Raw genomic sequence first — 12,456 nt, forward strand, 5'->3', positions numbered from 1 at the left:
CGACTTTGTCGGTGCAGGCCTACGCGGCCCAGCGGCCGCGGTTGTTCTCGGCGAGAATTGGCCTGATCAGCCGCCCGAACCGCTCGGCTTCCTCGTCGTGCAAATAACCGGACAGACAGAACGAATGGCAGCCGGCATCGATGAACTGCTGCAGCGTGTCGGCGCATTGGGCGGGATTGCCGACCACGGCGATCCCCGCACCCGGGCGGACCTTGGTGATACCGGTCCATAGATGCGGCAGCAGCAGGTCGCCGTGTTCGCGCGCGAGCTGCTGCACGCGCTGGTTTGCCTCGGACTTGTTGTAGAGCGTCTTCATTTCCTGCTTCTGACGCTCGGTGGCGTGGCGCACCAGCTGGTCCGCGGCCTCCCAGGCGTCCGCTTCATCTTCACGGCATATCACCTGCAACCGCATGCCGAAGCCGATATCGTTCTCGCGGCCATGGGCCCGCGCCATCTGCCTGATTTCGGCGATATTGGACGCGATCTTTTCCGGCAGGTCGCCCCAGAACAGATGCACATCGGAATGCTTGGCCGACAACTCCCAGGCCTGGCGCGAGCCGCCGCCGAGATAGAATTTCGGAAACGGCTGCTGCAACGGGCGCGGCCGGATGTGGGCGCCGGACAGCTTGTGAAACTTGCCTTCGAAGTTGAGCGGGCCCCGCGTGCTCCACAGCGCCTTGAGGATCGAGACTTCCTCCTCCATCAGGGCGTAGCGCTCCTCCTTGGGATAGCGCACGCCCTCGCCTTCCACTTCGCTTTCGTTCTGGCCAGCGATCAGATTGACGCAGATCCGTCCGCCCGACATCTGGTCGAAGGTCGAGATCATCTTCGCCAGCAGCACCGGATTGATGTAGCCGGGTCTTGCTGCAATCAGCGGCTTGATGGTCGACGAACGCGCCGCCATGAAGGCGCCCGAGATCCAGGCCTCCCAGCACGTCGAGCCGACCGGGATCAGCAGATATTCGAAGCCGGCCTTTTCTGCCGCCTGCACCACGCGATCACACAGTTCGGGCGAGCCGGGAATCTGCGCATCCATCAGGCCATAGGCGGTGGTGTCGCCATGCGTGGGCAGATACCAGCCGAATTCGAGCGGACGCATTGACGCTTCTCCCCGTACGTGCCTGTCGTTTGATCGTCTTGATAACAGGTTACAGGAAGCAGTTTAACGCCTATACCAGCCGCGACAATCCGCTTCACGGCGCGCCGCACGGTTCTGATTTGAATCAATGTCGTCGGGGGCGTATTCTGGTTTTAATCGCGCCTTTGGCAGGATGGAGATTCAAGCCATGTCACCGGTCTCATTGCTCCTGAACGTTCTCTGGATCGTCCTCGGCGGCGCGTGGATGGCGTTCGGCTGGCTGGTCGCAGCCGTCGTCATGGCGATCACGATCGTCGGCATTCCCTGGGCGCGGGCCGCCTTCAATATCGCGGCCTACACCCTGTTCCCGTTCGGCTCCCGGGCGGTGTCGCGCGCGGACTATACCGGACAGGAGGACGTCGGCACCGGCCCGCTCGGCGTCATCGGCAACATCATCTGGCTGGTGCTGGCGGGATGGTGGCTGGCGCTGGCGCACGTCGTCACGGCCGTCGTGCTGGCCGTGACCGTTGTCGGCATTCCCTTTGCGTGGGCGCATCTGAAGCTTGCCGGCATCGCGCTGTGGCCGATCGGCAAGGTCATCGTTCCCGCATGATCTAAATGGGAGACCCAGCCGAGGCCGCCTTTTCGGGCGGCTTCAGCCGCTCGAATTCATCGTCGCCGATCTCGGTTTGCCCGACCAGCACGCTGCAGCGCAGGCGCTTGACGAGATAGCTGCCGATCGAGCCGAACCATCGCGCCAGCGGCCCTTGCGGGCGATGACCGACGACGACGAGATGCGCCCCGATTTCTTCGGCGACTTCGGCTATTTTCTGGCCGGCGTCTCCGACCTCCAGACGAGAGGTGGGGGTGAAGCCGAGCGCCCTCAGGCGCTCCGCGCCTTCATTCAGGATGGCCCTGTAGTCCTCGGTCTGCAGCTCGATCGGTATCGTGAGCCCGGCCTCGGGCGTCATGATCGAGGAGACCTCGACGACAGCCAGCAGAAAGACCTCGGCACGGCAAAGCTGCGCAAGCTTCGCACCCTCGCGCAACGCGCGCCGTCCTTCAACGGACCCGTCGTAAGCGAGAAGAACCTTCTTATACATCGGACGTCCCCATCGATGGTGAGAAGATCAAGAACCCAAGACTAGCACCAATTGGCCGGAACGGATCAGTTTTTTGGCCGGGAAAGCGGCCCGGGGTCCTGCCACCTTAGTCGTCCCACCCCCGGAAGGGCCGTTGCCCCCTTGCCCGGCCAATCGGCTAAATGAACCCCTGCTGCACCCGTAGCTCAGCTGGATAGAGCGTTGCCGGCAAGTTCGACGAGATGGCGGTGTCGTTTTGTTGCCGGCTTGCCGGCGGCGAGGATCGCGGCGATTGCCGCGTTGCCCTCGGCCTCCAGCGCAACGATGGCCTGTCGAGCCCAAAGGTAAGACGCGCGAAAAATCTCCGTGTGGCGGTCGAAATCTGTCACATCGATCCCGGGCGGACAGGGTGGCCGCATTACCATATCGAGCGGCGCGGTCGGCAGAGTATCGTAACGCTGATGCGCCACGAGACTTCGCCACAGCACGTTGACCGCACTCGGTGCGGCGGGAAGTAGCTTCTTACGGAACGGCATCAGCATTGCTGCAAAGAGCTCGATCCGTCCAGGCAGCGCCTCATACGCGACGTCAAACATCTCGGCCGCCGGCTCGCCGAAATGCACGACCAGATTGGGACCGCTCTTTAGTTGATGCATCGGCGCCAGCGGCACATTATCGATGAGGCATCCATCGACAAGCATCGCGCCTTCTGCCGTATAGAATGGCGGCAATAGTCCAGGAATTGCACTCGATGCACGCACCGCCTGCCATAGCGGTCCCGACCGGATCAATTCCAGACTGTGGGTCGAAAGATTGGTTGCGACCGCCGCGAAAGGCCGCCAGCAATCCTCGATCAGGCAGTTGCGACCGTATTGATCGGCGAGTGCACGATCGAAAGCCTTGTGATCCAGCAGGGCGTAACGCGGCCAGGTTGGCCGCCGGAAGCTGCGACTTCTGACGAAGATTTCGTGTGTGCCGCGCTCAAGATCCTCAGCCTCGAAATTCTTGGCAAATCCCGCCGCCATCGCCGAGCCGACACTGGTGCCGACAAAGATATCGAACATCACGCCGAGCTCACGAAAGGCTTTGTAGATACCTACATGTGCGGTTCCAAAGCTACCGCCGCCAGCGGCCACGAATCCAATCGCGCGACCGGACAGAAAACGGATCAGACTGTCGATATCAACCTGATCTTCCAGAGCAACATGGTGATGCATGAAGGAGGGTAGCCGGGCAAGCCAAGCCGCGGTTCCACTGACTTGACTGCTCCGTCGGTCATGAACGCGAACGAGGCGTCGCGCCGACATCGGATGGACCTCGCAAGCGAACGCTTCGAGGTCCGTCAAGGCTCCCGCGGGCGCATCTCCACGGCACGCGAACACAACTATGTCGGCTTGGCGGATAGCCTTGCGCGCCCACGCGGAAGCTTCGCGACCCCCGAGATAAACCACCAGCGGCGCGGCGTGTTCAAGTTTGTTGAGCCAGTCAGTGACTTCGGGTGCGTCCAACGCTCGTCCAGGAAACATGGCGTAGACACGAGCGGGATCGACGATCTCGGCATCGGTAGCGGCGAGTCCATCACGCATTCGACGATCAAAGCCGCTTGGCAACGGCTCGCGTCCACCGTCGATCAGCGCGACGGTTCGCGCATTCGGCGACGCGCGAGGCGGTGTGAGGCGCGCAGTCTCCTTGGCGAAACGGAGCGCGAGGGCCGCAAGCAGCACCTCGACGATGGCGGGGGCGTCTTTGGCAAGTTCCAGGTAGGCTGCGCGCGTCAGCGCAAGCACGCTCGTGTCCCGAATGGCAATCACATTGGCGGTGCGTGGGACATTTGCGAAGAAACCGATTTCGCCCACTATTTCGCCGGCGCGAAGTTCGGCGATCGGTTCGAGGTCGCCGTTTCTGCGCACAGCGAGCGCACCATGCAGCACCATAAATAGTGAGTCCGAGGGGCCTCCTTGTGCAACGAGCATCTGCCCGCGCACGAGATCCAGACGGACCATTGCGTTGAGCGCCTTCAGCCGCTGTTCCGAACTGAGCGTTCTGAACAGAGCGAAGTCCTCCGACACGTTTCCCCAGGCAAATGTCGCGCTCGTTCCACTCATTGGCGACACCGGTTCGCTTGTGTGCGGCCCGATGTTAGCGCCGGGCGGCCCTCACCGCGAGCAGTAAAGGGGCGGTACGCCAGCCCGCCGCTGCGATGCATCTTATGGAAGCGCTGCAACATGGACCGCGAAACACCACCGCCGCCTCTGAGGCGCCGCTTTCTGGTCCCCAGCCTTGTCGCCATAGGACTGTGCGGGCCGCATTGAGAAGCCGACCGGCGCCTGGACTGAACGAATTTCAAGACGCACGAGCGGCCGCGGGGCATTTCGCGCCCCTGCAAGTTCATTGACCTTTTTTAAGCGAGGCGGGCGAGATCCCCCCGCGCCACGGTCCCGGCACCCCCGGCACATGCTTTCCTGGCGCACCCGACACGATTCGAACGTGTGACGTCTGCCTTTGGAGGGCTACGCAACCATCCAAACGAGCCTGCCCCACCCCCGGAAGGGCCGTTGCCCCTGCCCGGCCAATCGGCTAAATGATCCCCTGTTGCACCCGTAGCTCAGCTGGATAGAGCGTTGCCCTCCGAAGGCAAAGGTCACACGTTCGAATCGTGTCGGGTGCGCCAGTTTCGTAGAATCGACGGCTTTGGGGTGTGTTGGGGACTACTTCGCGGGCAGACGCAAGCTCGTGAGATCAGTCCCCACGATGATATTTCCAGTGAAGCCGCCGTCTTGTGCTGCTTTTTTATAATCCGCTTCCGTCAGTGGGCTGCCCGGAACCTTGAACGGATATTGCTGATCTGCGCCGAGTGGCGGGATCAAGTGGGTGAGTATCAGATGTTTTGCGCCTGAGCGCTGCGCCATCGCGGCGAGGTCGGGGACCGAACTCTGACGAAGATATGCATACGGAAACATTCCGCTGCCTTTGTCTGGCCCCATGATGGGGTGAATCGCCGAATGCACGATAATGTCGGCGCCCCGGGCCAATCTCTCAACCTGCTCGGATGTCGAGGAGTTGCGCGGCGGTGCGGGGACATCGTTGCCGGCGTCGCCGCCGATCACGACGCTCCCGGCGGGCGTGTCCACGCGGTAAGACGCATGGCCTGCGATGTGCGTCGACCGGACCGCGCTGACCCTCACGTCTCCCGACGACCAGACGAGTTGCGGCTCGTTCGTCGGCTCGAAGGTGATCGTATTGATCAGTTCGGCGGGGCCGCCCGCCGTGCGCTCCTTGAGTTCCGAATGGCGTTGGGCCACTTCGCCTGATTGGATGAACGCATCGGCAATGTGTGCGGTGAACTTCGTGCAGCTTATCGTGACGCCGAGAGGTGAGACCGCATCGGCGCTGCAGACAACGTCGATCTTCGGACCCATGCCGTTGAATGACCAGCGGAGCTGGACAAGGTCCGCAAATCCCTCCGTGTGATCGTTGTGCATGTGCGTGAAGAAGACGGCAGCAAGCTGCTCCGGCCCGATCCCCAACTGCGCCAAGCGCATCGTCGTGCCGCGACCGGCGTCAAACTGCAACTTCACGGCCCCGCAGGCATTGGTATCTTCGCCATAGCGGACCAGGGTTCCGGCGCCAGCCAAACCATTGTAGGACTGCGGACCGCCCTGTGTGCCGGTCAGTGTCACGATGAGACATGGCGCTGCTTCGCCGGTTGATACGTTGGCCATGTACCAGGCCCCGGCAAGCAACGCAGTCGCGACGAAGCGACTTTTCACCCTCAAGCTCCCACGCTCGCTACTGCCAACCATACTTGTCAACATTTGAAGCCGATGGCAATCGCGAAATCGTCACCCCGTGGCACATCATGTCAACCGGCTAGATGGGTGCTATTGGAGGGCAACTGGACCCCGTGCGATATCAGGAAACCCATGATGCGTTGGGCAAAATCGCAGGCCGTCGCAGATTTGCCGATTGGGTCGCGTGGCGGGCTACGAGATCATAGAGCCACGGCGAACAAGTAGTGCCCATCTTCATCGGCCGCGGCGCGCCAGCTCGGAATACATCATCGACGCCGAAACCCGCCGTTCTCGCGATGCAATCCGCGTCCGAACTTATCGCCTATCGCCTGGGCACACCAAGCAATCGCTACCGTGGGCGCCGCGCCAAGTTCAAGTTCCGGGCCCTGTCTAGATTGCGGGTCTGGGCCAGCGCGGCCGCGCTCGGCAAGAGGGCCGACGCAAGGTCGGTCCCGGTGAAATCGGCGCCGGCGAGATTGGCGTCGGATAAGTCGGCTCCCGCAAGGTCAGCGTGGTTGAGATCGCAATTCGCCAAATTCGCGTTCTGCAGTTTCGCGAATTCGAGATCGGCGCGCGAGAGATTGGCGCCGCTCAGATCCGCATTCCTAAGATCGGCGGATTTGAGTACGCCACGCATCAGGCCCATCGATTGGTTGCGCATGTCAGCGCTCAAATCGGCGCCCGCAAGCTTGGCCCCGATCAGGCTGGCACCGGAAAGATCTGCGGTTATGCGAGCGCCGCTCAAATCGGCGTCGCCAAGCCTGGCGCGCTGCATCTGTGTGCCGAGCAGCGATGCCTTTGCGAGAGACGCCTCCGTCAAATCGGCGTCGATCAGCCAAGCCTGGTTCAGGATGGCCCGATCGAAGCGCGCGCCTTTAAGGCTGGTCCCGATGAACTTTGCGAGGCGAAGATTGCCGCCGGAGAAGTCGAGGCCCGAGAGATCGAGGTGCGAGAGCCGCTTTCCTTGCAAATCTGCAGAGCGTTGGCCCGCAGCGTCTTGAGGCGCCGCCTTGAGAAGCGCCTCGACCTCGGCGCGCGTCATCTCCGATGTCGACATTTCGGGACTGTTGAGATCGACGCTGCGCAGCATGTCCTGCGACACGGCGTCAATCGGATTGACCAGCAGCGCCGTCATCGACACAAGAGCAAATGCGAGACGAAACAGCATCGCCGTCTCTCCGCTTTCCAGTAGCCCGTCTCTTGCATTTGTTCGGGCTGGTCGCACCGTCAGGTTGGCCGGTCGAGGTGCGCCTCCGGCTCATGCCAGAGTATGAAACCCGATCATGATCCTGGCAATGCTCGTGATCGCCCCGTCCGAGGCAAAAGCTGCCCGCGAGGGCGAAGTGCCAGATCGCAGGCTATCGCAGTCCTGGCGATTTGGAGCGCGCAACCCGGACGCTGCATCATAGGGCTACGGCAAAACAATAGTGCCCATCTTCATCGGCCGTGGTGCGCCAACAATAACTCAGGTGAAAGCGCGTCTCGGCATAGACCGAAGGGCAAAGCCGGATGGTTCCGCCTTTGGCACCAGTGCCGCCGATCAGTCATCGATCGCCGCAGGCGTCAGAATGGCACCTGTGCTTTCGCACTCAGCGTCCAGATCTGCGTGTTGCTGCCAAGCCCGCCGAACTCTCCGCCGATCGCTACACCGGCTCCGCCGGGGAAGCGGGCGGCGAGACCGCCGGTCGCGCGTGCCGACCATCCTTGCAGCAGGGGTGTCGATGCCAGCGGGAGGCCACCTGCGGCGAGGATCGCACCGCTATCCTCCTTGTTGAAGTAATAGTCACCGTAGAGCCCGGCGAACGGCGTGAGCACGATGCCGCTATCCAGCCATGGCACCGGGTACGCGGCCTTCACGCCACCCGAGGCGCGCCCGCTCATGAAGTCGTGGCTGCCTTGTTGGGTGCCGAGAGAGTCGACATAGGCGTTCTCATGCTCCCAGAGCGCGTAGACCTTCGCGGATGGTTCGATCACGAAGCCGGCAGTCTTGTAGGTGCCGGTCAGGCCGGTCGCGAACATCCAGCGTCCGCCGGTGAAATTGCCCTGCGCGGCGCCGGCGATGCCATTGTATCCGATGCCGGAGTAGGTGACCGCCGCGTCGTAACGCAGTGCCGGCAGGATCTTCCACCCGAGATAGGTGCCTGCGGTCCAGCCGTCGCCCTTCAGCTTCCCGTTGATGTCCTGCTCCGTGTAATTGAAGGTCTCCCAGCCGCCGACCACACCGATCGCAAGGTTTGGCATGACCTTGTAGGTGAGGCCCATCAGCGCATTGACCTGCTGGCCGTAGAGCGAAGCCTGCGAGGCCTGCGAGGCCTGCGGCACGCCATTGGCGTTCGTCGTGCCCCAGCGGTCGATGCCCGAGGTGCGCACGTCGGCCCAGAGCAGCCACTGCCTCTCCTCCTGCCATTTCGGAGGCGCCTTCTTCGGCATCTGCGGATTGATCGCGGCAAAGGCGTCGTCGACCCGCGAGCCGCTGCGTCGCGCCCCTCCGAATGCGTCGCGGCGTCCGTCAGCGCCGAAAGCGCTGCTGGCGATTCCAGGCGTACTTGCGGTTGGCCCGGCCTGGGGATCATCACGTGGATCGGCAGAGAAATTGAAGCGTATGCGTCCATTGCCTGGCGTCACGAAGCTACCGCCATCATTGAAGCTGTCGGTGATCGCGTCATCGATCGCGCCTGATATCGCCTGGCCCGAGGTCTGCGCCGCCACCTTGGTGACGTTGAGCTGAAGCGCCCGCAGCCGCACGCTGTCGACCGGCACGTTGACCGTCTGCGCGAGCGACGGCGAGGTGCTCGGCGCGAACGCAGTGCTGCCGCCGTAGCTGGCCGTGATCGTGTGGCTGCCGATCGCAAGCGTCGAGACGGCGAAGGTTGCAACGCCGCCCGACAAGGTTGCGGATCCGATCGTCGCGCCTCCATCGGCGAATGTGACCGTGCCCGCGGGCGTTCCACCCGTCGCGGTGACGGTTGCAGTGAATGTCACGGGTTGTCCGAACTGGCTCGGATTCTGTGACGACGCCAGCGTGGTCTGCGTCGTCGCCGATTGATAGGTGAAGCGATCGCCGGCCGTGACGGAGGACGTCTGCGAATTGTTGGTCACGACGATGTCCACGGTGCCCGTGCCGGGTGGCGAGACCGCCGTGATCGAGTTCGCCGAATTGACCGTGTAGCCGGCCGCGTTCGCCGCACCGAACCGGACGGCGCCGGTGCCCGCCGTTCCCGCGAAACCTGATCCGGTGATGGTCACCGAGGTGCCGCCCGCCGCTGGACCTGTCGTCGGCGAGATCGACGTGACAACCGGGGCTCCCAGATAGCTGAACTGGTCCGCGGCGGTGGTCGCAGACGTGCCGCCCACGGTCGTCACTCTGACATCGACGACACCCGTGCCGGCTGGCGCTGTCGCTGTGATCGCCGTCGCGGAATTGACCGTGAAGCTGGTCGCGGCCGTAACACCGAAGGTCACCGCTGTCGCACCGGTGAAGCCGCTGCCGGTAACCGTCACCGAGGTGCCGCCGGGCGCCGGTCCCGAGGTCGGCGAGACCGACGTCACCGTCGGTGCCGCCGTGTAGGTGAACTGGTCAGCCGCCGACGTGGCGGAGGTCCCGCCTGGACTGGTCACCCTGATATCGACGGTCCCGGCTCCGGCAGGCGAGACCGCGGTGATGGATGTCGCGGAATTGACCGTGTAGCTCGTTGCCACTGTCGCACCGAACGTCACGGCCGTCGCTGCCGTGAATCCGGTACCGGTGATCGCCACCGAGGTGCCGCCCGCAAACGGCCCCGCCGTCGGCGCGACTGCCGCCACGGATGGAGCCGCGGCATAGGTGAATTGATCGGCGGCCGAAGTCGTCGAGGTGCCGCCGATCGTGGACACCCGGATATCCACGGTGCCGCTCCCGGCCGGTGAGGTCGCGGTGATCGAGGTCGCGGAGTTGACGGTGAAGCCGCTCGCGACTGTGGCGCCGAAGGTCACCGCCGTGGCGCCCGAGAAGCCCGAACCAGTGATGGTGACAGTCGTGCCACCTGCCAAGGGTCCTGATGCCGGCGAGATCGAGGTGACGGTTGGTGGCCCGATATAGGTGAACTGGTCGGCGGCCGACGTTGCCGAGGTGCCTCCTGCGGTCGTGACCCTGATATCAACCGTGCTGCTGCCGGCCGGTGAGGTCGCCGTGATCGAGGTGGCGGAGTTGAAGGTGAAGCTTGCCGCGGACGTGGCACCGAAGGTCACCGCCGTTACACCCGTGAAATTGGTGCCGGTGATGGTAATGGTGGTGCCGCCCGTCTGCGGTCCTGCCGTCGGCGAAATCGAGCTAACGGTCGGGGATGGGATATAGGTGAACTGGTCGGCCGCCGATGTTGCCGACGTTCCGCCGACGGAGGTTACCCTGATATCGACCGTGCCGGCGCCGGAAGGCGACGTCGCGGTGATCGTGGTGGGAGACACGACGGTGAAGCCCGCCGCGGCCGTCGCCCCGAAGGTGACGGCCGTCGCTCCCGAGAAGTTGGCGCCGGTGATGGTCACGGTGGTGCCGCCGGCGCCGGATCCCGACGTCGGCGAGATCGAGCTGACGGTGGGAGCCGCGACATAAGTGAATTGGTCGGCGGCTGACGTGGCGGAGGTGCCGCCTGCCGTCGCCACCCTGACGTCGACCGTGCCGGTGCCGGCGGGCGACGTTGCGGTGATCTGGGTTGCAGAATTGACCGTGAAGCCTGTCGCAGCGGTTGCGCCAAACGTCACCGCCGTCGCACCCGACAGATTGGTGCCGGTGATGATCACGGTCGTGCCGCCTGTCAGCGGTCCCGCCGTCGGCGAGATCGAGGTGACGGTTGGTGGCGCGACGTAGGTGTACTGGTCGGCGGCCGAAGTCGCCGACGTCGTCCCGCTGGTCGTGACGGTCACATCGACGGTGCCCGCCGAACCAGTCGGCGCGACCGCGGTGATCTGGGTGTCGGAATTGACGGTGTAGCTCGTCGCATTCGTGGAGCCGAACTTCACGCCGCCGGCGCCCGTGGTGCCGGTGAAGTTCGTGCCCGTGATCACGACCGAGTTGCCGCCGCCCAGGGTCCCGGATGTCGGCGAGATCGCCGTCACGGTCGGCTGGGCCGAGCAGGTCACCGTCGCCTGGGCCGACCCAGGTGAAATGCTCCAGACATAGACGATGAACTGCGTATCGCTCGCAGGCAGAACGTAATTGCCATTGAGATTGAGTTCGGCGCCTGCTGCCCCGTACTGCTCGAGAATGACGGTGTTTCCATTCTGCCCGTAGAGCGCGAATCCGGAACCGTTGAAAGGGTTGGAGGGCGGATTCGTATCTCCCGACGTCGTGGCGGAATAGGTGAGCTTCTCACCGGCCGAAAGGCTGTATGTCAGATATTGGTAAGCGTCCGACGAGACCGAGAGCCCGCCACCCCACGTCGCGTTGATCTGACTGCAGCCGACAGACATCGCGAAGGAAGGCGATATGAGAGCCAGCTGAAAGAGCGCCACAAGAAGCCACGCGAGCGACGCCTGAACGCATCCTGCGCGGTTGCGGATTGGCGAAATAAATCCAAACGCGGAAAGCATTCTTGTAATCATTGCATGGACGAAAACGATCGCCCGCCCCAAATCAAAAAACAATCCTGCTACGTAGGCAGCCCCACATCGGCCATAGCAGTCAGTTTCGGTCATTGCCACAGAAAACTTCCCAGCGGGTAATGCGGCACTGCTGCCACGCAGAGTTGCGTTGTCAACGCAGGTTCACGTGCTCATAATGGATGCATGAACGTCATCGACGGCAACGGCGCCAGGACTCCGGCCATCGGGCTCGGTGCGGTGGGAATTGCGCGGGCGCACCTGCCCGCGGACAGCCGAAACAGGCAAGGACGCCGTCGCCCATGTACCTCGCAACGAAGTGGTACTTGCCGATGATGTCCCGGAAGTCCTCAGGGTCGAGCCTTGTCGAGAGTGCCGTCGATCCGACAAGGTCAGCGAACATCACCGTGAGCTGACGCTTCTCGGCCAAGATGCTGGACTGCATCGCTGATCGCTCCGCGCACGGAGCCGCATGCTCCGCCACTGCACCCGGCCGACGCTGAAATCATCGGTTGCGCAGCGCGCCATGGCGCACGCGGACCGTGACCACAATTGCACGACCGGAGTGAGTGCTTGCAGAGCTGCCGGCGAGGACCGACAAGATTTGGCTCCAGTGGCGTAGAATCGGATGCCGCATCATGGCGCCACGGCGAGCCATGGTGCCCATCTTCATCGGCCGTAGTACGCCATTCTCGAACGGCAATCGGAAGTTGGGGGCGCCCGTCACACCGCGCCGGAACCGCCCACCACGATTTTCTCGTTCAGCTTTTGGTCGACGATCTCGACCGTACTGTCGATCTCCGCGCTGGCCACGCCGAGCTGATGCCAAATCAACTTCACCAAGAGGTCGACCCGCTCGATGAACGGCGCGCCGCCGGCCACGGCCGGTCCTTTCCGCGCGGCAATCGCTATCCAGGAAAAACTGCCCGGT

The 12,456-nt window shown here is 63.4% G+C and carries 8 protein-coding genes and 2 tRNA genes; 2 read left to right on the forward strand and 8 right to left on the reverse strand.

All coding sequences use genetic code 11. The features are described 5' to 3' along the window. Positions 1–19 precede the first annotated feature (19 nt). On the reverse strand, positions 20–1,099 hold the full coding sequence (locus FFI89_RS33995) for an LLM class flavin-dependent oxidoreductase (protein WP_138831800.1): 1,080 nt from the start codon (positions 1,097–1,099) through the stop codon (positions 20–22). A gap of 187 nt (positions 1,100–1,286) precedes the next feature. On the opposite strand from FFI89_RS33995, the gene FFI89_RS34000 reads away from it, so the two are divergent. After that, complete coding sequence (locus FFI89_RS34000; protein WP_138831801.1) at positions 1,287–1,691, forward strand: YccF domain-containing protein; 405 nt, start codon at positions 1,287–1,289, stop codon at positions 1,689–1,691. A 1-nt stretch (position 1,692) separates the two neighbouring features. Here FFI89_RS34000 and FFI89_RS34005 read toward each other — a convergent pair whose 3' ends face one another. From FFI89_RS34005 to FFI89_RS34660, 3 genes are all read right to left on the reverse strand, one after another. Continuing rightward, positions 1,693–2,181 carry a universal stress protein gene (locus FFI89_RS34005; protein ID WP_138831802.1) on the reverse strand — a complete coding sequence of 163 codons (489 nt, stop codon included), beginning with the start codon at positions 2,179–2,181 and terminating at the stop codon, positions 1,693–1,695. A gap of 185 nt (positions 2,182–2,366) precedes the next feature. Beyond that, positions 2,367–4,265, reverse strand: a complete 1,899-nt coding sequence (locus FFI89_RS34010; protein WP_138831803.1) for a patatin-like phospholipase family protein — start codon at positions 4,263–4,265, stop codon at positions 2,367–2,369. 358 nt (positions 4,266–4,623) lie between these two features. Then, positions 4,624–4,696 (reverse strand) — tRNA-Trp (locus FFI89_RS34660). Between the two features lie 58 nt (positions 4,697–4,754). Between FFI89_RS34660 and FFI89_RS34015 the strand changes: the two genes are divergently transcribed. Continuing rightward, a tRNA-Arg gene (locus FFI89_RS34015) sits at positions 4,755–4,831 on the forward strand. 37 nt (positions 4,832–4,868) lie between these two features. Here the strand turns inward: FFI89_RS34015 and FFI89_RS34020 are convergent. The 4 genes from FFI89_RS34020 to FFI89_RS34665 form a co-directional block, all read right to left on the reverse strand. After that, complete coding sequence (locus FFI89_RS34020) at positions 4,869–5,930, reverse strand: MBL fold metallo-hydrolase (protein WP_168213133.1); 1,062 nt, start codon at positions 5,928–5,930, stop codon at positions 4,869–4,871. A gap of 370 nt (positions 5,931–6,300) precedes the next feature. Then, complete coding sequence (locus FFI89_RS34025; RefSeq protein ID WP_138831805.1) at positions 6,301–7,119, reverse strand: pentapeptide repeat-containing protein; 819 nt, start codon at positions 7,117–7,119, stop codon at positions 6,301–6,303. A 395-nt stretch (positions 7,120–7,514) separates the two neighbouring features. Next, positions 7,515–11,438 carry an IPT/TIG domain-containing protein gene (locus FFI89_RS34030; protein ID WP_246669339.1) on the reverse strand — a complete coding sequence of 1,308 codons (3,924 nt, stop codon included), beginning with the start codon at positions 11,436–11,438 and terminating at the stop codon, positions 7,515–7,517. An 810-nt stretch (positions 11,439–12,248) separates the two neighbouring features. Further along, positions 12,249–12,407 carry a hypothetical protein gene (locus tag FFI89_RS34665; protein ID WP_371722286.1) on the reverse strand — a complete coding sequence of 53 codons (159 nt, stop codon included), beginning with the start codon at positions 12,405–12,407 and terminating at the stop codon, positions 12,249–12,251. Positions 12,408–12,456: the final 49 nt, after the last annotated feature.

This window comes from Bradyrhizobium sp. KBS0727 (genome assembly GCF_005937885.2).
Lineage (GTDB): Bacteria > Pseudomonadota > Alphaproteobacteria > Rhizobiales > Xanthobacteraceae > Bradyrhizobium.

Coding starts and splice junctions, on each gene's coding strand:
- FFI89_RS34000 (WP_138831801.1), top strand. CDS start 1,287: ATGTCACCGGTCTCATTGCTCCTGAACGTTCTCTGGATCGTCCTCGGC.
- FFI89_RS34005 (WP_138831802.1), bottom strand. CDS start 2,181: ATGTATAAGAAGGTTCTTCTCGCTTACGACGGGTCCGTTGAAGGACGG.
- FFI89_RS34010 (WP_138831803.1), bottom strand. CDS start 4,265: ATGAGTGGAACGAGCGCGACATTTGCCTGGGGAAACGTGTCGGAGGAC.
- FFI89_RS33995 (WP_138831800.1), bottom strand. CDS start 1,099: ATGCGTCCGCTCGAATTCGGCTGGTATCTGCCCACGCATGGCGACACC.
- FFI89_RS34025 (WP_138831805.1), bottom strand. CDS start 7,119: ATGCTGTTTCGTCTCGCATTTGCTCTTGTGTCGATGACGGCGCTGCTG.